This is a genomic window from Mesorhizobium sp. M0833 (assembly GCF_040319905.1).
Lineage (GTDB): Bacteria > Pseudomonadota > Alphaproteobacteria > Rhizobiales > Rhizobiaceae > Mesorhizobium.
On record NZ_JAMYOQ010000003.1, the window covers coordinates 19628 to 43417 of the forward strand.

Below are 23790 nucleotides of genomic sequence, written 5' to 3' on the forward strand. Positions count from 1 at the left end.
GCGGGTGCGCACCGATTTGGAACAACGAGCCTCAGAGTACCAACCGAAGCGGAGTCAGGTCATTGAAGCCGGCTGTTGTGGCGCAGCACGAGGCCGACCGCGCCGAGCAATGCGTCGTTCTCCGTGTGCTTGCCAACGATTATCCGCGTGCGCAGCGCAGGTGCCACATCGCGGGACTTGATCAGCGTATGGCGTTCATATGACGCGATCAGTGGCGCCAGGAGAATGTCGCCCGCCAAGGCCATGCGGCCGCCGATGATGATGAGCGGCGGATTGAGCACCGAACCGATCAGGCCAAGGCCACGGCCGGCTAACTCGGCGGTGTCCTCGATCATCCGCAGCGCCCTCACGTCGCCCTGCTCGGCCATCATGATCACATCGTTCATCGTGACCGGCCGCCGCACGATGCGCGAAATCTGCTCGAGCGGCCGGGCAAAGCTGGCATAGAGCTCCAGGCATCCGCGATTGCCGCACCGGCAAAGGTCGCCGCCGGGATCGATGCTGATGTGCCCGAATTCGCCGGCGCCGCCGGCGATGCCGCTCACCAGCCGGCCGTGCTGGACAATGGCCCCGCCGACGCCCAGATCGACCTTGAACAGCACGAAATCGTCGTGGCCGACGGCCGCACCCCACATCAGCTCGGCAATTGCCGAGCAGTTGCTCTCATTGTCGGCGAAGATCGGCTGTTCGAGGACCGGCCCGAACACATCGCGGATGTTGACCCCGGCCCAGGTCGGAACAATACTCGCGCGCAGCACCACTCCTTCGCGGCTGACTGGGCCCGAGACGGAGACCCCAACCCCCAGGAGCCCCGCCATCGGCAGACCGTTCTCTTCGTAGCATCGGGCAATTACTGACTTGGCAAGCTGGGCCGCCTGTTGCGGCTGGTAGTCCAGACCCATGGGGATAGTTTGTTCAGCAACGAAAGAATGCGAGACGTCGGCGACGACGCACCGCATCTCGTCGAGGCCCAGGTGGATACCGACGCAGGTGCCCGCAGCGGGATTGAGCGTCAATGCCGTGGCCGGCCTGCCAATGCCCCTGGCCGCGTCATGATGGGCCGAGGATTCGATCACCATCCCTGACTTTCTCAAGCCGTTGAGCGCGGTTGAAACCGTCGACCGCGCCAAACCGGTAATGCGGGTAATTTGCGACGCGGAAAGCACGCCGCGCTCGCGCAAGCATCGGACGATCAGGCTCTCCGGCGACGCGGACGGCCTGTCGATCAGCCAATTTCTAAGCGAAGGTTTGTTCATGATGAGCACAAAGCATGTTGACTGATAGCTCAAATATGTCATCTTGGAAAGAACGGAGATTACTGCATCTCGCCGGCCACGACCTCAAATCGCAGGCCACAAGCGGTCGATACGAACCGTGCATCACATATGGGAGTGAAACGATGAAATACCTGAGGACGGCCTTTGCGGCCGCTACCGCCTTCACCTTGATTACCGGAACAGCGCTCGCGGAGCCGAAGACCAACCTCTTGCATCAATGGGCCACCGGATCGGACGCCCAGGCTATCGCCAAGCTCGGCGAGATGTTTACCGCCAAGGGTGGCACCTGGCAGCAGACCTCCATCGCAGGCCATACGGCCAATACATTGGCCAAACTGCGTGCCGATGTGATTGCCGGCAACGCACCTCCCGCTGTGCAGCTAAAGGGCCCGGAGATCGCCGAATGGAACGAGACGGGCATGACAGCCAATCTCGACGACCTGGCGAAGGCGGAAAACTGGGAGAAGGTCGTCGCTCCCGAATTGCTGCCGGTGATGAAACCGACCGGGAATTGGGTGGCAGCGCCGATGAACATCCACCGCATCAACTGGCTGTGGGCATCGCCGAAGGTCATGAAGGATGCGGGCGTCAACGAGATGCCGAAGACATGGGCGGAGTTCAACGCCGCCTGCGACAAGATCGTGGCCAGCGGCAAGATCTGCATTTCACACTCAACCGCCGACTGGACCGACTCGACCGTCTTCGAAGTGGTCGTGTACGGTCAGGACCTCGATCTCTACAGGAAAGCTTTCGTCGAGGGCGACGTCGATGCCATGCGCAGCGACGGCATGGTCAAGGCCTTCGAGCAGTTTCGCACCATGACCTCGAAGTACATGGACCCCGGCATGAACGGGCGTGACTGGGATACCATGTCGCATCTCGTCGGCCGCGGCGAGGCCGCCTTCCACATCATGGGCGACTGGACGATCGGCCTGCTGACGGCCGGCGGCTTCAAGGAGGGCACCGACTATGTCTGCGCCCAGGCGCCGACCGATTGGGGCAAGCCCGGCTTCATCTTGAATTCGGACTCGGTCGTGTTCTTCAAGCAGAAGGACCCGGACTACATCGAGGGACAGAAGCTGCTTGCCAGCATCATCCTGTCGCCCGAATTTCAGACCATTTTCAATCAGACCAAAGGGTCCATCCCGGCCCGCCTCGACGTCGATCTTTCGAACGGCTTCAATCCCTGCCAGCAACTCTCGCAAAAGGATCTGCAAGCCTCGATCGCCGCCGGCACGCTCGTCCGTTCGATGGCGCACAACATGACGGTGCCACAAAAGGTCCGCGGCGCAATAATGGACAGCATCACCGAGTTTGTAGCAACGCCGGATATGAGTGCGCAGGACGCGGCCAATGCGATGGCGGATGCGGCCGAAGCGCAGAAGTGACGCTGCCGATGATGGCCGGGAGCTTCGCCCCGGCCAGACCTCGCCGGAGCAGCCCGATGTCCACCCATGATCTGATTGTACCAGCCGCAGCTGCCGCCGCCCGTCCGTGGCGCGAGCGCCTGGGCACGATGGTGCCCATTCTGGTGCTGGCGCCGTCGATTGCGGCGAGTTTCATCTATGTTTTCGTCTTCACATTCTGGACGCTCTACATCTCGCTGTCCAATTCGTCGCTGTTGCCGACCTATGGATTCGTCGGCCTGGACAACTACGCTTCGCTTTGGGCAAACCGGCGCTGGAACATCGCCTATACGAATCTCTTCCTGTTCAGCGGCTTCTATATCGTTGGCTCGATGGCGGTTGGCCTGCTGCTTGCGATCGCGATCGACCAGCGCGTCCGCGGCGAGGCGGTTTGGCGCACCATCTTCCTTTATCCGTTGGCGGTGTCCTTCATCGTCACCGGTACGGTGTGGAGCTGGCTGTATAACCCTGTCGACGGTATCCAGGCCTTCGTTCGCGGGCTTGGCTGGACCGACTTCAGCTTCGCCCTGACGGCCAACCGCAACACCGCGATCTATGCGGTGATCATAACCGGTATCTGGCAGTCGTCCGGTTTCGCAATGGCACTTTTCCTGGCCGGTCTGCGGTCGGTCGATCCGGATCTCGTCAAAGCCGCGCAAATCGACGGCGCGTCGGTTTTCCGGACCTATCGGAGGGTCATCCTGCCAACCATCGCTCCGATATTCCTGGCGGTGGCGGTCATTCAGATACAATTCGCCATCAAGACCTTCGACCTGGTGGCGGCGTTGACGCGTGGCGGGCCAGGTGTGTCCACGACCTTCCCCGCCATCTATGTCTACGACCTGATGTTCCAGCGCGGCCAAATCGGCGAGGGTGCCGCCGCGGCGATGATGATGCTCGCGGCGGTCGCGGTGGTGCTGGTGCCGTACTCCTTGTGGATCGTCTGGCGCCGGCGGGCGGAGGGCCGCAATGGCTGAAGTTGCCCCCAATGCCCGTTTTGATCCGGAGGAAGCCGCTGCCACGCGCCGGCATTTCTGGAGCCGCTTCCTTGTCTATGCCGTGCTGACGCTTTTCGCGGTCGTCTATCTCGTGCCATTGCTGGTGGTGATCTTCAACTCGTTGCGCGAGCAGTCGGAGATTGCCCGCAACGGCCTCATCTCCGTACCGCGCAGCTTCCGGTTCGATGCATGGGCGCAGGCCTGGGGATCCTACTGCGTCAGCGGTACCTGCGAGGGCATGAAGCGCAATTTCTTCAACTCGCTGGCGATGACGATCCCCGCCACCATCATCTCGACCATTCTCGGAGCGATGAACGGCTACATCCTCTCCAAATGGCGCTTCAGGGGTTCCGAACTGATCTTCAATCTGATGCTGCTCGGCGTATTCATGCCCGGCCAGATTTCACTGATGCCGTGGGCGTTCCTGCTCGGCAAGCTCGGCCTGACCAATTCCACATATGGGCTGGTGCTGATCCACGTCGTCCAGGGCATCTCGTTCACCACCCTGTTCTGCCGCAATTTCTACGTCAGCATACCGGACGACCTGATCAAGGCGGCACGCATTGACGGCGCCGGCTTCTGGCGGATCTTCCGCAAGATCATCCTGCCCCTGTCGCCGCCCATTCTGATCGTCACCGTCATCTGGCAGTTCACCGGCATCTGGAACGAGTATTTGTTCGGCGTCGTCTTCACATCAGGCCAGCAGCAGCCCATTACCGCGGCACTGGTCGCGCTCACGGCCGGCGGCACGACCGCGCGTGCTTACGATGTGATGAGCGCAGCCGTGCTGATCGGCGCGTTGCCACCGCTGCTGATCTATCTGTTCGGTGGAAAATACTTCGTGCGCGGCCTCACCCAGGGCGCCATCAAATGAGGCGTCGCCCATGTCCGCGTTGATGATCCGCAACCTTCACAAGAGCTACGGCTCGCTCGAGATTCTTGCCGGCATCAATCTCGAGGCTAAGACCGGAGAATTCGTCGCCCTTGTCGGCCCGTCGGGTTGCGGCAAGTCAACCTTGCTCGCCATGATCGCCGGCCTCGAAACCGTCACGTCGGGCGAGATATGGATCGGCGACCGGCTGGTTAACTCCGTGCAACCCAAGGACCGCGACATTGCGATGGTGTTCCAGTCATACGCCCTCTATCCCACCATGACGGTGCGCCAGAACATCACCTTCGGCATGGAAAGCCGCGGCGTGCCAAAAGCGGCGCAGGCGGAAGCTGTCCAGCGGGTTGCCGCGCTCCTTCAGATCGAACAGCTGCTTAAACGCAAGCCCGGCCAGCTCTCGGGCGGCCAGCGGCAGCGCGTCGCGATGGGGCGCGCCCTCGTACGCGACCCGAAGCTGTTTCTGTTCGACGAGCCCCTGTCCAACCTAGACGCCAAGCTGCGCGTCGATATGCGCACCGAAATCAAGAAGCTTCACCATCGCGTCGGCAAGACCACGGTGTACGTCACCCATGATCAGGTCGAGGCGATGACGCTTGCATCCCGCATTGCGGTGATGAACCAGGGCTCGGTACAGCAGTTCGACACGCCGAAGCGGATCTACGACCGGCCGACCAACATGTTCGTTGCCGGTTTCATGGGATCGCCGGCGATGAATTTCATCCCCGCCCGGCTTACGGGCTCGACCAGCATCTCGGTACGCGCCGCTGACGGCAGCGACGCCAGCCTTGCTCTTGCCGCGCCGATGCCCGCCGGTGCGCCAAAGGACGTCGTGCTCGGTATCCGGCCGGAACACATCTACCGTTTCACGACCGACCTGAAGTCGCGCAAACCTGCTGTGGCGTCCATGCAGGCGCCGGTCGAACTGGTCGAGCCGACCGGGGCCGAGACGCTTGCCGTGCTAAGGCTGGGTGACCTGGAGATCACCGGCCGTTTCGAGCCGGACGACGCTCCCGTCATGGGCGAGACGATAACGCTGGGCATCGATATGTCGCGCGCCTGTCTGTTCGATCCAACAACCAAGGCGCTTCTGTAATCGATGTCCGTACAATTCGCGACTTATCCGAGCTTGACCGATCGGGTCGTGCTGATCTCCGGCGGCGCCTCCGGCATCGGCGCCGACATGGTCCGTGCCTTCGCCTCGAATGGCGCCCGGGTAGCCTTTCTCGATGTGCAAGACGAGCCAGCGGAGGCGTTGGTGCGCGAGCTCGCTGGTGCCGCCGGGCAGGCTCCCTTATATCTCCATTGCGATGTTACCGACGTCGATGCGCTAAAGGCGGCGGTAGAAGGCGTGCGCGCGCGGCTTGGTCCGGTCGCCGTCCTAGTGAACAACGCCGCAAATGATCAACGCCATCCCATCGACGCGGTAACGGCTGACTATTGGGACCGCAGTTTCGACGTCAATCTGAGGCATCACTTCTTCGCCGCGCAGGCTGTGCATCCGCATATGAAGGAACTCGGCTTCGGGTCGATCATAAACTTTTCCTCCATTGCCTGGCGTTTCGGAGCGGACCAGATGGTGGCCTATGCCACCGCCAAGGGGGCTGTGGTGGCGCTGACGCGTGCTTTGGCGCGCTCGTTCGGACCGGATAACATCCGCGTCAATGCGATCGAACCCGGCGCCGTCATGACAGAGCGGCAGCGCGAGCTGTGGTTCAAGACGCAGGAGGCAGTCGACCAGACGGTGCAGCGGCAATTGATCCGCCGCGTCCTGCTGGGCGAGGAGATTGCACGCACAGTGCTCTTCCTGGCAGCCGACGACAGCCGCATGATCACCAAACAGTCCATTACCGTCGATGCTGGTCTGCGCTAGTGACGCTTCTCCGCTCTCCATTGGAACCGCCAAGCTGATGCTTCGTCTCGGCCTCAACCCCTACGGACTGACCTATCATCTCGGACTGCAGGGCCGCGGCACGCCGCGGCACAATCCGGACGGGGTGGGGCTGGAAGGCTTCATTACGCTGGCGCAGGAACTAGGCGCACGCACGCTCGAGATCTACGAACCCTGGTTGACCGACTTGACTGACGCCGAAATCGCCGCCCTGCGCAGGCGTCTTGCCGCGCTGGGCATCGTCCCGGTGGTGAGCGGCGGACTTCTAGTGGCAGGTCCGCTGGACAACGCCTTTCGGGCTGCGCGCCTGCTCGAGGCGACGACGATCCGTATCGCACTGACGCCTGTCCTGTGCGGCGACCGCAATGCGTGGGGACCGAAATGGAGTGAGTTCAACGCAACGATTCGCGCTGCCTTGACGGAATGGGGGCCGCGTGCGGCGGCCGAGGGCTGGATGCTCGGCATCGAGAACCATCAGGACTTCGGCAGCGACGAACTGGTTGCGTTCTGCGAACTCGGCAGGCCGGGTGTCGGCATCACCTACGACACCGGCAACACCTTTCCTGTCGGCGAGGCGCCGCTTGCCTTCACGCGCCGGATCGCGCCCCATGTCCGCCATGTTCACCTCAAGGATTATCGCATTCAGTTCACGGATGAGGGCTACCGTCTGGTCCGCTGCGCGATCGGCGACGGCGCCGTGCCATTCGCCGAACTGGCAGCCATCCTTGGCGAGCACCACGACACGCTGACGGCGGTGCTTGAGCCAGGCGCGCTGGAGGCCCGTCACGTTCGCTGGCTCACCGACGACTGGTGGAACGGATATGCGCCGAAGACTGCCCGGGCGTTCGCCGCGTGCCTGAGTGCTGCGCGCGTGAACCGCCTTGCGGACGACGCCGACTACCGCACGCCATGGGAACGGGACGATGACGGCGCGCTCGTTTCGTACGAGGTCGACATGATCCGGCGCAGCGCCGCCAACATGAAGAAGTTCGATTTCATTGCAATGGAGAAATCAGCATGACTGCCCGAGAACTCAGCGGCCTGACCGCCTTCGTAACCGGCTCGGGACGCGGCCTCGGCCGCGTGATGGCCGACCGCTTGGCCGGACTTGGCGCAAACGTCGCGGTCCACGACCTCGATTGGACCCGGCCATCTCAATATGGCGAATTCGCGGATCTCGGCGACTCTGCCCGGGGCTTGGAGAAGCATGGGACGCGGGTGACCGCGGTCACCGGCAATATAGGCGACAAACAAGCTGTCGCCGAAATGAAGAGGAAGATCGAGGCCGATCTCGGCGACGTGCACATTCTGGTCAACTGCGCCGGCGGCGACATCGGCGCCAAGGGCGTAAAGCCCAATCCCAACAACGCACTCGATATCGACTACGAAGACATCAAGGTTCTAACCGAGAACAATCTCATCGGCACGATGCTGGTCTGCCAGGCGTTCGTTCCGCCGATGGTCAAGCGCGGCTCAGGCTCGGTGATCAACATCGCCTCGGCGGCAGCGCATATCGGATGCTCGCCCGAGGTGGTCTACTCGACGCTCAAGGCGGCTGTCGTCCATTATACGCGCTGCCTCGCCAAGGAATTGATCGACGATGGCGTACGCGTCAATGCGGTGAGCCCCGGCGCCACCAAAACCGCACGCTTCCAGGCGAGCCGCGTGGTCGATCCGCAGCGTATGGACTCGAGCAAGAAATCGCTGAACCGGTATGCGGAGCCTGAAGAGATCGCCGAAGCGGTGGCCTTCCTCGCCGGTCCGCGCGCGCGCTTTATCAACGGGCAGGTAATCCGCGTCGATGGCGGTTTCACGATCTTTCCAGGTTAGGCCGCGACAGCCCACATCGGCTGCCCAGCTAAGCCTTGCCATCGAGCGCGGCACATAGTGTCACCGGGGTCGACCAGACCCACTCGCGCTTACGTTCGAAGCTTCGGTCCGTCGCGCGTCCGCATGAGCAGGATCGCCGCTATTTGACGCCCACGCTTTCAGGCCAGAGGACCTGGATTTCCTTTGGCAGCGCATCCCGCACCTTTGCCGACTGGCCAAGGTCGATATGCCGTGCAAGCACACGCAGCACCGAGCGTGCCGCATCCTCGGGATCGACAGCACGGGTCGATTTCAATTCATCGGCGATGTGTTGCAGGAACTCCTCGAGCGAGCGTGTCTTGTCGGGCATGTCGGCGGGCCGATAGCGATCATAGTAGGCGCCCCGCACGAGCAGCGGCAGTTCCGCTCCCAATTTGGCCGCCAGTCCGATCTGCAGCCTGTCCCGAATGGTTCGCAGAACGGCGCCCAATGTATGCCAGGCGACGTGTCGATCCGGACCGAGATCCACCATGATCTCGTCGAGCCAGATGTTTGTTATTTGCAGCGTTTTGTCAAAAACGTCCAAGCCGGTTGCGCTCATCGTCGCCTCCTCGAAAGATTCTGCGGGCGAAACGGCGACCGGAGATAATTGTTTCGTGGTCATGTGAAAATCGCCTGGCAAAGCGGCGGAAACCGGTTCGGTCGGAGAGGCCTGTCGGCATCAGGTCTGCTCTACGCTCTGCATCTGCCGGATTTCGGCGATCTGTCGGAAGTGGCCGTTTTCCACCACGTTGAGTGCAGTCACCGCGGCCAGATTGTCGCCTTTTTCATTCCACCGTACGGGCTCGCGATAGGCGATTCCCTTGAAACGGATATTGCGCGCCGCCGCTGGAACGTCGCACCGGCTCGGATATCCCTTGGATACAGTACTGACGTCTTTGATCGCGGCAAGGAGAAGGCAGGCCGAATCGTAGGCGTTCACGGCATAATTGCGCTTCGGCTTCACCGAGGATCTCGCCAGCTTCGGCGAGCGCCGCTTCCAAGCACCCCTTCGCGCGTCAACCACGCCCGTTCAACCTTCCCACAGTTGTATGCGGCACCCTGCCTTCCGGTCATTGAAGTCGTTCTTGCTGAACCGAAAGGTGGTTGTCCTCCGCCTAACTGAGCTTGCGCTCATCGGTTCCGAACGCCGTCCACAATGAGACCGGTCCTCACGTTGCCCGACCTGGATATCTCTTGACCGATTGAGCGGCCCGCGCCGACAATGGCATTGGGAAGATGGCGGGATGTCGCCCATGGTGTTCGGCACCACTTGGCGAAAGCTGCGAAAGGGTTGTCATGGATTGGAAGCTGGAACTGGTCCCGGTCCCCGTATCGGACGTCGACAATGCCATCGCCTTTTATGTTGGGAAGGTCGGCTTTCACCTCGATCATGATCACACGGTAAGCGACGAGATACGTTTCGTGCAATTGACGCCGCCCGGTTCGGCCTGTTCGATTGCCATGGGCAAAGGCATCGTCGACAGCACCCCGGGATCCATACGGGGTCTGCAGCTGGTTGTGCCCGACATCGATGAGGCGCACCGGCATCTGGCCGCCCAAGGCATCGAGGTCAGCGATATCAAGGATTTTCCCTGGGGCAGATTTGTCTTCTTTGAGGATCCCGACGGCAACACCTGGTCTGTCCAGCAAATTCCACCTCGCAGCTGAGGCGGCGCGCTGCGGCAGAACGATGCTCGACCCAGACAGCGATGACCAAAAGAAAAGGCCGGACTGTTGAGCCCGGCCAAGCGTGAAGGTCTGTAACCTCCAGAGGGGAACGCGCCGGACGCAATGGGAGGAGACATCCGACGCAATCCGCATATGGGTCTCTACTGGTGACGTTTCAATGACATGCAGTGGACCAATGTCGCTTCGCCATAGAGCCAGGAAGGTAAAGCATTCGAAGGGACCGGTGGGTCGCGCCGCCTGGTGGACACAAAGGTCGCCGAATGCAGGCGGCTCCTTGCATAGGGACTTCAGTCTGTAGGCCTGTCGACCAAGGGCCTGCACAGCCGAACTTTGGTCCGAGGCTGCTATCGCAAAAGCCCGAAACGCGAGAGTTTCAGGAACCGAGTTCAGAAGAGCCCCGTTGCGATGCCGACTGTTACAGGAGGCCGCTATGGATTCGAGCGTTCACCAGGCGCGTTGGCTGCTTTTTCCGTTATTTGGCCTGTGTTTCGGGATCGCAGCCATTGGATTTATTGTTGGCTGACGGTGAGAACTCGGCGCCCCCGCCGAGAGACGCAACGAAGCGAAGGCAAAAGACTTGCGCAGTAAATAGTCCCTTCCTGCGCCAGCGAGACCCACCAGTTACCCTCGTGGGACTGGTGGGTCTTGACCTTACCGATACAAACCATTGTTTTAAGCATCGCACGAATTCGAACAGGAGGCAGCACGAAAGGTCCGTATGATTAAGGGGATTTCCGCCATGCGACTGGCAAGTTCATTGATGACGACCCGGAGACGAAGGACCGGATCTTCGCGAGGACGTCATGTCGGCATTTCTGTAGTCGTTTTGACCTTCGTTCTCGTCGTGAGCCCCTATCGCGTCGTGTTCGACGGACTATCGCAGCCGCTCGGCCCGCTGGCTGCCTGGGCCAAAGACGGCGGGAACGGCAACGGCAATGGCGGGAACGGAAATGGGAATGGGGGCGGCAATTCCGGCAATCCGGGTGGAAACTCCGGCAATTCGAACTCGAACGCCGGTGCCGGCAAGGGCAAAGCAAAGTCGCAGGACGACAATCTCCCTGATCCCGCCCCTGCGGTAAACCCGGGCAACATGCCAAAACTCTTTATCAATGCAACCACGGGAGACCGGGTCGAGGTGAGTGGGGCGAGCATTGGCGTTGTGCATTCGAACGGCCTCAGCGAGCGCGTTGATAGCGGCCAATATGAAATGCGGGATGCCAAGGGCCGCACCATCATTCGGCGCCTGGCGACGCGTTCCGATCGGGACAGGTTGCTTGAAATGATCAACTGACGGCCAGATCACACAGCCGCCCCGTGCGGCTGTTTCGGCTCAAGCATGATCGCGAACAGGCGAATGCCCTCGCTCAGTCGCATCGCGTAAAGTCATTGCGGCTTCGGTCCTGTTGCTGACGTTGAGCTTGGCCAGGATTCGCGTCATGTGGTGCTTTATCGTTTTCTCATGCAGGTTCAGCCGAAGCCCGATCCGTTTGTTGCTCAGTCCCGCGGCAACCAGCGTCAGGATCTCCCTTTCGCGGCTGGTGAGTTCGGCAAGTCCGTCAACTTTCGCTGGCTCTTTTGATTGAGCCGACAGATCGGCCAGCAGGCGCGCCGACAATTGTGGACAGACATATCGTTCGCCCGAGGCTACCGTGCGCAGGATCGCAGCCAACGTCCTCGACCCGACCCCTTTCAGAACATAGCCTCTCGCCCCGCTCTGCAACGCGGCCATCACATGCTGGTTTTCTTCCGAAACGGTCAGCATCACAATTTTCAGTGCCGAATGCCGTTCCAGGGCCGGTTCGATCACGCCAAGACCACCCCCAGGCACCGAGATGTCCATCAGCAAAATGTCGGGCCGCCGGTCTTCGACTATCCGCAAGGCATCATCCCTGCTGCTTCCTTCGCCGACGATCTCGAACCCGCCGATCTGATCGAGCGTGCGCACAACGCCTTCCCTGAACAGCGGGTGGTCGTCGACGATGGCGAGCTTGATGGATGTCGTCATGCCTGCCCCATTTCAACGATGTTGAGAGCCATTTTCACGATCGTGCCACTTTGTGAGGACGTCACGGTAAACTGGCCCCCTAGGCTTTCCACCCGCTCGCGCAGCCCAACGAGCCCCAGCCCCTCGGGACGCACGATTTGTGGATCAAAGCCGGGGCCGGCGTCGGACACTTCGATACAAACGCGTTCGCCGTCGAAATGTTTCTCGACCGACTGACCTTCACCTCCGGCATGACGGAATCCATTGTTCAGCGTCTCCTGGACGAAGCGGAAGATGCAGATCCTGGCCGCCGGCGACAACGGGGTATGGCCGCCGGTCATCGATAGTCTCACTTTGACGCCGGTTCGTTCTTCGTGCGCCCGTACGGCAAGCTGGAGAATCTCACCCAGTTCGGCATGCTCGATATGCGGCAGGACAAGGCCCTTGCTGATGCTCCTGATCTCGCGCATGGCATCGTCCAGATGTGCTTTGATGGCCCGCAATTCCTGCGCACGCTTCGATTGCGGCGTAGCAGGATCGGCAATGACCGGGCTATCGATCCCCAGCGCCGCGAGAGCAACCAGTTGCGCGGGGCCATCGTGCAAGTCCGCGCCGATGCGCCTGAGATAGCGTTCGTTGAGTGCGGTGGCACGCTGCGAAGCGCGCTGCACCCGCAGCCTCAAAAATCTGTTTTGAGCGAGCAGATCGGAAAGCTCGGCAATGCGCTGCTTCAACGAGCGGCTCTGCGAACTGATCGTGCGGCTGCCACGGAACACGATTGCCGACAGCCCGAGAAAGAAGGCCGCTGTGACCGCGGCAACGTCCAGCCAGGTTCGAATGAGTGCCTGATGCAGGTTTCTTTCAAAATCAGTGGCGACTTCGTAGAATTCCGAAACGGCCACCACTTCCCCCGACCATGGCTGCAGCACCGGATTGTAGATCTCGAGGAGATGCAAGCCGCTGGCTCTTTCGGCCTCGCTGTCCGGATCGTCGAGCCTGTCGAATTCCGAAACCATTTGGCCGGCGAATGCCGCCCGGAGATTGTCGCTGGGTTCAAAGCGCTTGCCGATCAATGTCTTGTCGGTCGAATACAGGATGGTTCCGTCGCGACGCCAGAGCTTGAAGGATTCGAGCCTTGTGCCGAGTGCCCCTTGTCCCAGCGTTTCATCGAGCGCATGGGCTACGCTCTCGTCGAGGACTTCGCTCTTGCGCATATCCGGAAGCAGCGGTGCAATAACGCTGTCCACGTAAAGAGCCGTAGCGGAAGCCGAATTTTGCGTGACCACGGTTTCTATATGGTTCGTGACTGAAATCCCCACCACCACCATGGCCGACAGGGAGAATAGACCACCCGCGAGCAGGAACTGCGTGGCCAGCGACAGCGCATTCCAGCGGTCGACGAGGCTTGTCAGCCTGTGTGGCCTGGTATTCCGAATGGCCCGCTCGGCAGCACGCCGCGCCAGTGGCGCGATTCTGGAGAGCCGGCTAATCCGCTGTCGAACGTCGCTAAAAGACGCCATCCTAGGTGTGTAACCGATCAATCGCGATGGAACTAGGGCCTGATGAGAGGGCGAACAGCGCATCCGACGCTTTTTTGCGCAAATCGTCTCATTGGGTCGTTCGGTAAAGCTCGGACGCAGCCTGCTTCAGCGCCGCCCGCCCGTCCGGCCTCAGATACATCATGTGCCCGCCTTCCAGCACCTCGCTGCGAATGGGCTTTGCGCCGGCAAGCGAAGGAATTTGACCAAGCAGGTAGCGCGAGCCCATGTACGGCGTCACCAGGTCGCTATAGCCGTTGACGATCAGCACGCCGAGGCTGGGGTTCAGCGTGCGCGCCTGCTGAAGGTCGTCCATGACACCCGCATAGCCCTGACGCGTCGGGCTCGTTCCATAATCCCAATTGCCGCTGACTTCGCGGTTGAGAAGCCGATAGCTGATATCCGTACGGAAGTTCAATTCATCACGCACATAGCCGACGAAAGCGGAGGTGAGCGCCGGCACGCTTCGGTCGAGCACCGGATCGGGACCCTCGACTCCCAGGCTCTCTGGCGCCACGTCCGCCGTTGCGATGTTGCCGTCATAGGTGCTGAGAACATTGCCCTTTGCCCGTGCAAACTCCTTGGCGAACAGCCCTATGGGAATGCGTGCAAAGTGCCGCTGGACGAGATCGAGCGGCAGACCGGTGATTGCGGCGACACGCTGACTCGCCAGGCGTCCACCCTGCTCCAGCCCACCTGCCAGCGCGGCCAGATAATCGCCGAGCGCATAGCGTTCGACTTCCGCCAGCCGCTTCTGCAGGGCCGGGCCGGAAACGCCTTCGCTGTGCAGGCGCACTGCCGCCAGCGACGGCAGTTCCAGCGCCCAGTGGAGCGGCTGGAACTCGTCCGGGCGCACCAGCGTGAATTCGAGGGCCGGCGAAATCAGCACGACGCCGCTCGGGCTGATGCCGATGTCTTCCTGAAGCTTCCTGGCGAGCAATGCTGCTCGAAAGCCGCCATAGCTTTCACCAGCCAGGAAGACAGGCGATGCCGTACGGCTGGTCTGCGCCAGATAGAGCCGGATAAACGCGCCTATCGACGCGGCGTCCTGGCTGACGCCCCAGAAGCTGTGTGCTTCCGTGCCGGGCGCTTCACGGCTGTAACCGGTTCCGACAGGGTCCACAAAGACCAGGTCGGTCATGTCGAGCCAAGTGTCGGGGTTGTCGAACAGCCTCTGCGGCGGCGGCAGGAAACTTCCATCGGCCGCCGTCGCCAGAACCCGCGGACCGAGCGCGCCCAAATGAAGATAGGCGGAAGCTGCTCCCGGACCGCCATTGAACACGAAGGTGATCGGGCGGCGCGGTTCCGGTCCCGTTTCTTTCCCGGCGTGCAGAGCATAGGCGACATAGAAAATCTCGGCGGTGATATCGCCTTTGCCGGACGGCAATGACAGCGTGCCGGCCCTGGCCTCGTAATCGAGCGTGCGTCCGGCAATGACGATCGAATGATCGGAAGTCTGCGGCGGTGGCAGGAGCGAGAGAACCCCGCCGGTGGGCGGCGGCCGCTGGGCCGTCTCCGCATGACCGACCCCAGTTCCGGCAACCAGCAGCAGAAGAGCGAGGGCGATTTCTTGCAGCTTGATAGGCATGACGTCTCCGGAGCAATTGGCTGGAAACTAGCACACCGTCGGCCGAACCAAAGTCACAGCACCGTGCGCCAGTACGTCTGACAAGAAGGGATCGGTTTGGGAAATCCGATGCCCAGGCGGAAGATAGGGCGCGAGGGTCACGGCGGCAGCCTCAACCTCTTGCAGCGGATGCGCGCGGCGGAATGACGTACCAAACGACTTCGTGAATTTTCTGCCGGTTGACTCGATTGGCTCACTTCCTAGGTTGGCATTCGGGGCTCCCGTGCAATCCGAAGTTGGTATGACATCTTTCCACACCCGAAAGCTTGCCCTTCTCCTTCTATCGGCAAGCGCCGCCATCCTGTCATCCTGCGTCATGCCAGACGACACGTCGAGCACCGCGAGGGAAGACGCCACGGCGGCGGCAGCCCGCAAGGAGATGGTCGGCCTTAGCGAGGCGGACGTTCGAATGTGCGCCGGCTTTCCGACCGCCACTGCCGATGTCGGCAAATCGGGCCAGATCTGGACCTATCAGCGCGTCGTTCAACGCGGCAATCTCAACATTGTAGTTCCGACCGTGGCCATTGGCCCGGTCCCGGCGCTCGGAGGTTCCGTCAACGTCGCCCCCGGCGGCTATTGCAACACGCAAATTCGAATGGTTGACGGCCGTGTTGCGGAGGTGGCCTATGCCGGCGACAACAACCTGCCGAACAACCGCGATGCGCTCTGTGTCAGCACGGTCGACGCCTGTGTCGCCTATGCCCGTCAATATCGTCCAGGCAAGGCGATGGGCCGTACCAGATAGCGGGATGAGTGGCATTGCCGCCGACCTAAACGTCTCGGGTTGTGGTTTGCCTGCTAATGACTATCCCCGATCTCGATCGAGCATCACCGATTTGAACAGATATTCCCCGCTCTCAACCGCCGACCCCATCGCGAATAGCGGAGAAATAGCGGTCGGTTCCGACCTGGCCGCCCTTGAGGGCAATTTCCAGCCCGTCGATCGCCTTTACGCGCGAATGCGCCACACAAAGCGGCGAGCCCGGCGATGCCGGCAGCGGCATTCGCACCGTCAGCGCGTCGACGCCCATCTGGCCAAGTGCATGGCTCGACGTGTCGCCGCCGGCGATGACCACGCGCGGCAGGTTCTCTTGAAGCGTCAGTTCGCGGAGAAGCTCGCCAAGGCCGCGGCCGAGCTTGTGGCGGGCGCCCTCCCTGAGATCGATTTCAGCACCGCGCTCGGCCGCAGGTCCGAGCGCGGTGTAGAGGATGACGCTCCGCCCGGCCCGTAGGCTGGAGCGGCCGGTTGCGACCGCGCGCGCAATAGCGTCGTTCGAAGCCTCAGAAACCAGTTCGACCGGGTCGAGCTCGATCCCGTCGAAGCCTTCGGCCAGGGCATGCCGGATCTGTCGTTCCGTCGTCGGCGAGCAGCTCCCCGAGACCACGGCGATCCTGTCGGCAGCGCCCGGCGGCGAAAAGGCAGATTTGGCATCCACGATTCGGCTCGATGCCCATTCGACCAGCAAGGCATATTCGATGCCCGAAGAGCCGACGACGAAATAACCGCCCGGCTTGCGAGCGCGCCAAATCTCCTTGCCGGCAAGCGCTTGGGTTTCCAGGCTGTCGACATCGACAAGCACGATACCTGTGCCATCCTCCACAAGCCGGTCGAATGCTTCCGACCGCGACGCAGCCTGCAGCGTCGCCAGGTCGATCAGGCCCGAGCTGAGGTCTGTCTGGCGCGACAGATGGATCAGCAGGTCGGATTCGTCCATCGGCGTGACCGGATGGCGGCTCATCACGGGATGGCGGTCGATGCGGAAATATTTTTCGCGATAGGCCGCGAACAGATGACCGAACGCGGTGTAGCGCTTCAGCTGCGGCGCGCCGACCACCAGCGGCACGCCCTCTTGCCGGAAAACCGAGCGGCCGATCTCGATCGCCCGGCCGATGCTGCCGATCACCGGGCTGGAATCGAAGGTCGAGCAGACCTTGTAGTGGCAGATCTCGGCGTTAAGGGTCTTCAGCCAGGCGAAGGCATCTCGCAGATGCGTGTCCATCCACTGCGGCGTCTCGCTGCGGCTGGTGCCGGCCAGCCCGACGGCGCGGCAATGCGCAAACTGCGAAAGCAGCGCCTCGTCCGGCTGGCGCATGAACAGCACGGTCGGCACGCCGCCGAGCTCGAGCGCCTCCATCACGTCGGTCGAGCCGGTCAGGTCGTCGCCATAGTAACTCAGAAGCAGGTTTTGCATGGCGTCAGGCCGCCTCGCCGCCGCCGAACTTCTCGATCGACCGCGCCAGCTCGACATGGCTCAAGGCATAATCCGCCAACGGAATGTCCTGGACCGCCGCCTGCCAGGCCTGCTGCACGGCGCGCACGCCGGCGCCCGGCCCGTCCGGGTGGCTGACGATGCCGCCGCCGCACAGATAGAGAAGATCGACCGTCCGGCCGGTTCGCTGGAATGTTTCAGGCGCCTGCCCGCCCCACTGGCCGGAGCCGGCGACCGGCAATGCGCAATCGGCCGGCGAAAAGATCGGCGTGGTCACCGCCTTGAAGGATTCGACGAAGGACCAGTCGGGTTCCCAGTATTTCGAGGCGATGCCGTTGATCTGGAACTGGTCGACGCCGAGCAACCGCCAGAACTGCTGCCAGACCTTGAAATCCATGCCGAGGCCGGGATGGCGGGTGAGAATGTCCCAGCCATTGCGGTGGGCATGGAGCACAAGGCTGGAGCGTTTTCGAAGGTAAGCCATGCCGCCGAAACCGATCGAATTGATGTTGACCACGGCGCAATTGCCGCCGGCCTTTGCCACCAGGTCGTGGTTTCGCATCATCTCGTCGGGATCGGCATGTGAGATGCCGAAGGCATACATGACCTTCTTGCCGGCCTTCTGCTCGTGGTCGAGGATCAGCGGCATGATTGCCCTCACCCGCTCCGACAGCGGTGAATAGGCCGGGCTCATCAGCTTCTCGTCGTCCTTGATGAAATCGACGCCGGCGGCAATCAGCTCTTGCACCATTGCGGCCGTCTCGGGCGGGCGGAGGCCCAGCGCCGGCTTGACGATGGTCCCGATGATCGGACGATCCGCGACACCGGTCAGCCTGCGGCTGCCCGTGACGCCGAATTGCGGGCCCGGATGCGCGCCCCGGTACTCCTCGGGTAGCCTCATGTCGACGACCCGGATACCGGACAGGCCCTTGATCGAAAAGGTGCCGCCGATGGCGATGGTCATCAACGCCGACAAATCGGTGCCGATGGCGTCTAGCGGAAACGCGATGTCGACGTCGGCGCGGTTGACCGGGCCATTGCGCGCTTCGGGACCGGTTTCGGGAAGAGACGGCCGATCCGCATCGGGCAGATGCCGTATCGCCAGGACTCGCGCCGCGACCCTGGCCTTGAGCTCTTCGGTCTCGCCGGCCAGCGCGACGAAGGTTCCGGTCGACTGGTCGCTTGCGATCTTGGCCGCCAGCGCCTCGATATTGCCGGGCGTTTCGATGCGATAGGTGAGAACAATCATATTCGCGCGGCCTGCCGGGGTGGTTCGAAAAAGGTTCCTTGGCCCTTGAAATCTGGTATAATGAGTACATAAGCTTTGCAAGCCCTATCCGGTTGGGACGAGCCGGCAGCAGGCGTTCCGGAATTCGCGCCGAAAATGTTAGATAGGGGCCGGTCAAAGGAGTGATTCGCGACGATGAACCGTTCGGAGCCGATCGTCCGGCGCAAGCTTTCCGACGAAGTATTCTTGAGACTGAAGCGCCTGATCACCAGCGGCGAATTGCTGCCGGGTGACGACATGCCATCGGAGCGCGAATTGATGGAGCGCTTCGAGGTCGGCAGGCCGGCGATCCGCGAGGCAATGCAGGCGTTGAGCAATATGGGCCTCGTCGCGATCTCGCATGGCGAACGGGCGAAAGTGCTGCAGCTGACCGCCAAGTCGATCATCAAACAGGTCGACGGCGCCGCCAAGATCATCCTGTCGTCGTCGAAGGACACGCTGGAGCACCTCAAGAACGCGCGTATCTTCTTCGAGCGCGGCATGGTCAGGGAGGCCGCGGAGAAGGCAACCGCCGAGGACGTGCAGCGGTTGCGCGCAACGGTTGCAGAGCAGCGCAGCCATCGTGGCGACTCGGAAGCCTTCATATCCGCCGACATGAAATTCCACACCCAGATCTCGGCAATATCCGGCAACCCGATCTATGTCGCCGTCAGCGAGGCAATGCTTGGCTGGCTAAAGGAATACCACACCGAAATGCTGATCTGGACCGGCAAGGAAAAGTTCACGCTGACCGAGCACGAAGAGATCATCGGACGCATCGAAGCCAAGGATGCGGATGGCGCCGAGAAGGCGATGATCAAGCACCTCGAACGCTCGCGTGCGCTTTACGTGATGAACTCCGGCAGCTGAAAATCAAGAGCAAGGTCCGGACCGGCGTAGCGGCCGGCACCTTGCTCTCGGCCTACTGACTGACCACAGATCAGCCTGAGCCCGGACCGACGCAGTTTTCTGTTGCCCTCTGAATCCGATGTATTTGCCGCGTGTTTTCATTCAACGATTTCAGCATTTGCATCTTCGCAGCCATGGATTTCCGCGGCCCCGCCTTCATCAGCAAGCCCGCATAGGCCCTCCTGGAGCCCGCGCGCTTGTTCTGGAATTGGCAATTCTTGCAAAGACTATGCTAGGCTTGCCATCCACGAGAACGACACTGGAGTACCGCAATGGCTGTCAGGAGCCTCCACGTTGTGATCTGGCTGCCGTCGAATTTCTATTCGGCCGTCGTCTCGACGCTCGTGGAAATGTTTCAGCTTGTGAATGACGTCTGCCGTTCGCAGGTTCTCTCCTGTGAGTTCGTTTCAAGGAGCGCGCCGTCGGCATCAAGCACCGGAATTTCTTTCCCGACAAAGGCTCAACCATCCCGGAAAATGGATGTCCTGATTCTCATTGCCATGCCGGGTGTCGAGATTCCGGAGCTTCTGCGCTCGCTCGACGAGGAGAGTGAACATTCAAAACCGCTGATCGCGCTCGCGCAGCAGCAGGACGCAATCATCGCAGCACATTGCGGCGCGTGTTATCTGCTCGCCAATTCGGGATTATTGGACGGTAAACGCGCGACGATATCCTGGTGGCTGAGAGCCGAGGCAAGCCGCCGGTTTCCGCAAGTGCGATGGGACGCTTCCCGGCTCCTCATTCGCCAGGACCGCCTCTACACATGCGGAGGCGGGTTTTCCGGACTGGAACTCGCCAGGGCTTTGCTGATCGATCTGGGCTTCTCGAAGGAAGAGCGGATCATTCGAAAACTTCTGGTTCTCCCGCCGCCGCGTACATTCCAGAGTCCCTACGAATTTTCCCTGGATGGAATTTCGAACGGGGCCAGCCCATTCGAGGACAAGTTGCGTGAGCTCTCGAAAGACAAGATGTCGGAAATCGATCTGAAATTTCTGGCAACCGAATTGGGCATGTCTTCGCGAACCCTCTCTCGCAGGTTTTTCGACGAACTCCAGACAACGCCGGGAAAATGGATCCAGGAAAGGCGGCTGGAGTTGGCAAGGTCCATGCTTGAGGAAACGAAACTGAGCGTTTCAGAAATTTGCTATCGGGTGGGTTATCAGGACGTCGCCTCGTTCAGCCGTCTTTTTTCCAAGACAACTGGAATGGCACCGGGCGAGTTTCGAAAGCAAATCCGGTGACAACTCGGCAGCGGAGTGCTGCGGCTACACGCAACCGCTACGCAAGTGCGGCTACCCATGAGCCTCGGCAATGACTTCAGCCGATCCGGACGATTGCGTAAGGTGTCATCACAAGATGGTCTCGGCCCGACGTATCGCGCGGAATCTGGCGTGACAGTCGTCCATCCCAAATCTTGAGAGGACCCTGATCGGAGCCGAGCCCGCAAACGTCGACCGGAACGTCGACCGGGGTAAGGTTCGCCAGCCAGATGATGATCTTGCCTGTCTGGGAGCGGCCGGCAAGTGCCAGGACCCGCCTCTCATCGGTCGTTGTCGCCGCTACATGCGCATGGCCGGCCAGATCGCAAAGTCCTTTCACCGCGTGGAAAATCGGCCGGACTGTACCGTCTTCGACAGGTTCGCCCGACGAGGCCAGCACGCCAAATGGTCCGGTGAAGCTGCAGAGCGTCAGCATTTCCAGTTCGGCCGGCGCAACACGTGCGGCATAGCCGATCGTCCATGCGGCTCCGAACAGCCCGGTATGGCGAGGGTCGCGGTCGGCCATGGCAATGCGCTGACTGTCGGGATTGGCCTTGGTCGCACCGCCATAGGGGTTCTGGCGCATGGCAATGGTCGACGGCCCGATCCGATAGGGTTTTGCCCCGAAGATCGCCCTCACCGAGGCTGTGATGGAAGGCAGCGCCTCCAACGATTGCATGACGCTGAGATCGTCGGCGGCGTGCACGATCGGGCAGGTACAATGCGTGACGAAATCGAGCGGATCGGCCGGCACACGCTTGCGATTGAGTTCGGTGAAATAGCTGAACATGCCGCCGCCGAGGCGGCTGTCGGGAAAGGCGCGCCGCGTCGCGGCATAGACGTCCTCGAGCGGCGGGCAGTGCGGCCACGCGCTGCCCGGTGGCGTCGACTGCCGGTCGACCGAGGGCGAAACGGCAATGGCCGAAAGCTTGAGCCCGGCCTGCCGCACCCTGTCGGCGACGCCTGAAAGCTCGGCGTCGAGATCGCCGTCGCCGGCAATGACACATTCGAGCGTTGTCCGGACCGGATAGGCGGCGGCGAGCCGGGCGTAGGATCGCAAGGCATCGAGCTCGTGGCCGCGCGTCGGGTCATAGTGGAACATCAATTGCTGCGGGCCAAGCTCGGACAGCACCGACAGCTTGCCCAGCGCCGCCTCGACCTCATCCGGGTAGATGATCACGCCGATATCCGGCAGCGCCGGTCCGGCTTGGCCGAGCGTGACACGAATCGGTTCGGCGCTTGCCGCGACAGCCGGCGCTTTCCCGCCACCCTCCATCCGCAAGCTGATGGTCTGGCGGAAGGTCTCGCCGGCAGGCAGCACGTATGGCCATGGCAGCGCGAGCGGCCGGACATAGGTCTTGTAGGAGGCATCCGACCAGTTGCGCTGGTCCTCCATCTCGAACACATCGCCTTCCATCCGGCATTCGGCGGTGACGCCCGGCCGGACCTCATGGGTGATCGCCCGCAGGTCTTTGAAAGGCTGCCAGGGATCGATCAGCTCTGGAAGCCTGGTCGCGACCACGCTGCCATCGGTATGCTCGATCGCGACCGGGCTGCCGGCCAAGCCGGCAATCGGATGCAGGATGCAGAAGCCACAGCGATTGGTTTCGAAATCGCTCTCGGGAAGAGAGCTCACGTCGAAGACCAATTTGCCATCGGCAGAGCCCTTGATGGTCGCACGAAAGCCGAGCCGGCTGCCGTCCGGTGCCCGGCAATTTGCCGAATAGCTGACGGAAAAAGCCTCGGCATTTTGTTCGATGGCAAGATCGGCCAGTCTCGGCTCGTAGGTGCCCCAGTCGCGATCCCTGACGATGTAGGCGATAGCGCGCAGAACTTCGGTGCCGCCATGCCGAATGGCGCGCAGATTGCCGTTGACGAAGTCCGCCGTCAGCGCGCCGGCTTGCAGCCTGACCGGTTCGGCTTCAACGGCACGTGTGCCGTAGAGGAGGAAGGCGTCAGCTGTCATTTCAGCAAGGCGTCGAGTTGCACCGGCTCCCGGCTTGCGGCGCCGGCGTACGCTGCCTCGACCAGCGCTAATGTCTTGAGGTTGTCCGCGCCCGAGGTCGCGGGCTCAGTTCCGTTGGTCAGGCAATCGACCCAATGTTTTTGAATGGCGACGACGCTTTCCTGGATGTTGTGCCACGGCCGCGATGCCCAGGCCAGCAGCGGCGGCGAGACGTCGCTACCGACCGTCCCGCTCCTGCCGGTGACGGTGAGGCGGTAGCCCTGCGCCAGCCGGATCGTGCCGTCCTTGCCATCGATCTCGATCAGCGTCTCGGGGAACGGCTCTGTCGCGAGCTTGCTGGCGTAGCTACAGTCGACCACCGAAGTGGCGCCGCCCGTGTGGTCCATCAGCATCGTCGCAACGTCCTCGCCGGTTATCCCAGGATTGACGCGCGCCGTTCGCGCGGTGACCGTCGAGACGTCGCCCAGCAGAAAGCGGGCGATGTCGAGGATATGGATGCCGAGATCCTCTATAATGAAGCGCCTTCCGGTCGCCAGATAGGGCTGGCCGGAAAACACGTCATAAGCCGATCGAAACGAGATCCGTCCGAAGAAGGGGGTGCCGATTTCGCCACTGTCGAGCACCGCACGCACCGCCTGGATCGGCGACTGCCAGCGAAAATTTTCATGCACCATCAACGGCACGCCGGCGTCGGCGCAGGCTTTCACCATGGCCTTGGCGTCGGCAAGCGACGGCGCGAATGGCTTTTGGCAGATTACCGGAACGCCATACTGCGCCGCCATCTCCACGAGCGTTCTGTGGCTTGGTGCGGTGGTAGCGATGTCGACGAAATCCAACCTTTCGCCGGCAAACAGCGCAGCCGCGTCGGTATAGCGCCGCGTGATGCCGAACTGGTCGCCGACGACCCTCAACCGGTCCGGATCGCGGTCGCAGATGGCGGCAATCGAAGCGCCCTCTATGTCGCGCCAGGCATGCATCTGGTTGACGGCAAAGAAGCCGCAGCCGATCAGCGCGCCAAGCAGCTCCGCCATG

At 61.8% G+C, this 23790-nt stretch carries 22 protein-coding genes; 12 read left to right on the plus strand and 10 right to left on the minus strand.

Going from position 1 to position 23790, the window contains the following annotated elements; genetic code table 11:
• Positions 1–59 precede the first annotated feature (59 nt).
• Positions 60–1298: an ROK family transcriptional regulator gene (locus NKH98_RS04210; protein ID WP_352896822.1), complete on the minus strand. Its 1239-nt coding sequence runs from the start codon at positions 1296–1298 to the stop codon at positions 60–62.
• A gap of 101 nt (positions 1299–1399) precedes the next feature.
• Between NKH98_RS04210 and NKH98_RS04215 the strand changes: the two genes are divergently transcribed.
• Genes NKH98_RS04215 through NKH98_RS04245 form a run of 7 tightly spaced genes read left to right on the plus strand, consistent with a single transcriptional unit; the run spans position 1400 to position 8288 of the window.
• Positions 1400–2665 carry an ABC transporter substrate-binding protein gene (locus NKH98_RS04215; RefSeq protein ID WP_352478369.1) on the plus strand — a complete coding sequence of 422 codons (1266 nt, stop codon included), beginning with the start codon at positions 1400–1402 and terminating at the stop codon, positions 2663–2665.
• A 56-nt stretch (positions 2666–2721) separates the two neighbouring features.
• On the plus strand, positions 2722–3660 hold the full coding sequence (locus NKH98_RS04220; protein ID WP_254817038.1) for a carbohydrate ABC transporter permease: 939 nt from the start codon (positions 2722–2724) through the stop codon (positions 3658–3660).
• The gene (locus NKH98_RS04225) at positions 3653–4555 is read left to right on the plus strand and encodes a carbohydrate ABC transporter permease (protein WP_254817037.1); all 903 of its coding nucleotides are present in this window, start codon (positions 3653–3655) and stop codon (positions 4553–4555) included. Before NKH98_RS04220 ends, NKH98_RS04225 begins: the two co-directional genes overlap by 8 nt.
• Positions 4556–4565: 10 nt before the next feature.
• Complete coding sequence (locus tag NKH98_RS04230) at positions 4566–5663, plus strand: ABC transporter ATP-binding protein (protein WP_352664522.1); 1098 nt, start codon at positions 4566–4568, stop codon at positions 5661–5663.
• A 3-nt stretch (positions 5664–5666) separates the two neighbouring features.
• Positions 5667–6440 carry an SDR family NAD(P)-dependent oxidoreductase gene (locus NKH98_RS04235; RefSeq protein ID WP_352896825.1) on the plus strand — a complete coding sequence of 258 codons (774 nt, stop codon included), beginning with the start codon at positions 5667–5669 and terminating at the stop codon, positions 6438–6440.
• 37 nt (positions 6441–6477) lie between these two features.
• Positions 6478–7479 (plus strand): sugar phosphate isomerase/epimerase family protein, encoded by a 1002-nt coding sequence (locus NKH98_RS04240; protein WP_352896827.1) that lies wholly within the window; start codon positions 6478–6480, stop codon positions 7477–7479.
• Positions 7476–8288, plus strand: a complete 813-nt coding sequence (locus NKH98_RS04245; protein ID WP_352506266.1) for an SDR family NAD(P)-dependent oxidoreductase — start codon at positions 7476–7478, stop codon at positions 8286–8288. The genes NKH98_RS04240 and NKH98_RS04245 overlap by 4 nt, the downstream gene beginning before the upstream one ends.
• A gap of 139 nt (positions 8289–8427) precedes the next feature.
• On the opposite strand, the gene NKH98_RS04250 is transcribed toward NKH98_RS04245, so the two are convergent.
• Both NKH98_RS04250 and NKH98_RS04255 read right to left on the minus strand, forming a co-directional pair.
• On the minus strand, positions 8428–8868 hold the full coding sequence (locus tag NKH98_RS04250) for a DUF2267 domain-containing protein (protein WP_352896828.1): 441 nt from the start codon (positions 8866–8868) through the stop codon (positions 8428–8430).
• A 120-nt stretch (positions 8869–8988) separates the two neighbouring features.
• Positions 8989–9273 carry a hypothetical protein gene (locus NKH98_RS04255; RefSeq protein ID WP_352896829.1) on the minus strand — a complete coding sequence of 95 codons (285 nt, stop codon included), beginning with the start codon at positions 9271–9273 and terminating at the stop codon, positions 8989–8991.
• A 332-nt stretch (positions 9274–9605) separates the two neighbouring features.
• On the opposite strand from NKH98_RS04255, the gene NKH98_RS04260 reads away from it, so the two are divergent.
• Positions 9606–9977, plus strand: a complete 372-nt coding sequence (locus tag NKH98_RS04260; RefSeq protein ID WP_352506268.1) for a VOC family protein — start codon at positions 9606–9608, stop codon at positions 9975–9977.
• 847 nt (positions 9978–10824) lie between these two features.
• Positions 10825–11289: a hypothetical protein gene (locus NKH98_RS04265; RefSeq protein WP_352896830.1), complete on the plus strand. Its 465-nt coding sequence runs from the start codon at positions 10825–10827 to the stop codon at positions 11287–11289.
• A gap of 39 nt (positions 11290–11328) precedes the next feature.
• Here the strand turns inward: NKH98_RS04265 and NKH98_RS04270 are convergent, their stop codons facing one another.
• The 3 genes from NKH98_RS04270 to NKH98_RS04280 are packed head-to-tail and all read right to left on the minus strand — an operon-like array spanning position 11329 to position 15108.
• The gene (locus NKH98_RS04270; RefSeq protein ID WP_352896831.1) at positions 11329–12003 is read right to left on the minus strand and encodes a response regulator; all 675 of its coding nucleotides are present in this window, start codon (positions 12001–12003) and stop codon (positions 11329–11331) included.
• Positions 12000–13565, minus strand: coding sequence for a sensor histidine kinase (locus NKH98_RS04275; RefSeq protein ID WP_352896832.1), 1566 nt, complete (start codon positions 13563–13565; stop codon positions 12000–12002). Before NKH98_RS04275 ends, NKH98_RS04270 begins: the two co-directional genes overlap by 4 nt.
• Positions 13566–13590: 25 nt before the next feature.
• Positions 13591–15108: a S10 family peptidase gene (locus tag NKH98_RS04280; RefSeq protein WP_352896834.1), complete on the minus strand. Its 1518-nt coding sequence runs from the start codon at positions 15106–15108 to the stop codon at positions 13591–13593.
• Positions 15109–15388: 280 nt separating this feature from the next.
• On the opposite strand from NKH98_RS04280, the gene NKH98_RS04285 reads away from it, so the two are divergent.
• Positions 15389–15892, plus strand: coding sequence for a hypothetical protein (locus NKH98_RS04285; RefSeq protein ID WP_352896836.1), 504 nt, complete (start codon positions 15389–15391; stop codon positions 15890–15892).
• 112 nt (positions 15893–16004) lie between these two features.
• Here NKH98_RS04285 and NKH98_RS04290 read toward each other — a convergent pair whose 3' ends face one another.
• Positions 16005–17339 (minus strand): four-carbon acid sugar kinase family protein, encoded by a 1335-nt coding sequence (locus tag NKH98_RS04290; RefSeq protein WP_352896838.1) that lies wholly within the window; start codon positions 17337–17339, stop codon positions 16005–16007.
• A gap of 4 nt (positions 17340–17343) precedes the next feature.
• Positions 17344–18606: a 3-oxo-isoapionate-4-phosphate decarboxylase OiaX gene (oiaX, locus tag NKH98_RS04295; RefSeq protein WP_352896840.1), complete on the minus strand. Its 1263-nt coding sequence runs from the start codon at positions 18604–18606 to the stop codon at positions 17344–17346.
• A gap of 174 nt (positions 18607–18780) precedes the next feature.
• Between oiaX and NKH98_RS04300 the strand changes: the two genes are divergently transcribed.
• Positions 18781–19494 carry a transcriptional regulator NanR gene (locus NKH98_RS04300; protein WP_023720267.1) on the plus strand — a complete coding sequence of 238 codons (714 nt, stop codon included), beginning with the start codon at positions 18781–18783 and terminating at the stop codon, positions 19492–19494.
• A gap of 311 nt (positions 19495–19805) precedes the next feature.
• Positions 19806–20774 carry a GlxA family transcriptional regulator gene (locus NKH98_RS04305; RefSeq protein ID WP_352506275.1) on the plus strand — a complete coding sequence of 323 codons (969 nt, stop codon included), beginning with the start codon at positions 19806–19808 and terminating at the stop codon, positions 20772–20774.
• Positions 20775–20850: 76 nt separating this feature from the next.
• On the opposite strand, the gene apnL is transcribed toward NKH98_RS04305, so the two are convergent.
• Both apnL and NKH98_RS04315 read right to left on the minus strand, forming a co-directional pair.
• Complete coding sequence (gene apnL, locus NKH98_RS04310) at positions 20851–22758, minus strand: D-apionate lactonase (RefSeq protein WP_352896842.1); 1908 nt, start codon at positions 22756–22758, stop codon at positions 20851–20853.
• Positions 22755–23789, minus strand: a complete 1035-nt coding sequence (locus tag NKH98_RS04315; RefSeq protein WP_352896844.1) for a Gfo/Idh/MocA family protein — start codon at positions 23787–23789, stop codon at positions 22755–22757. The genes apnL and NKH98_RS04315 overlap by 4 nt, the downstream gene beginning before the upstream one ends.
• Between the last annotated feature and the right edge of the window lies 1 nt (position 23790).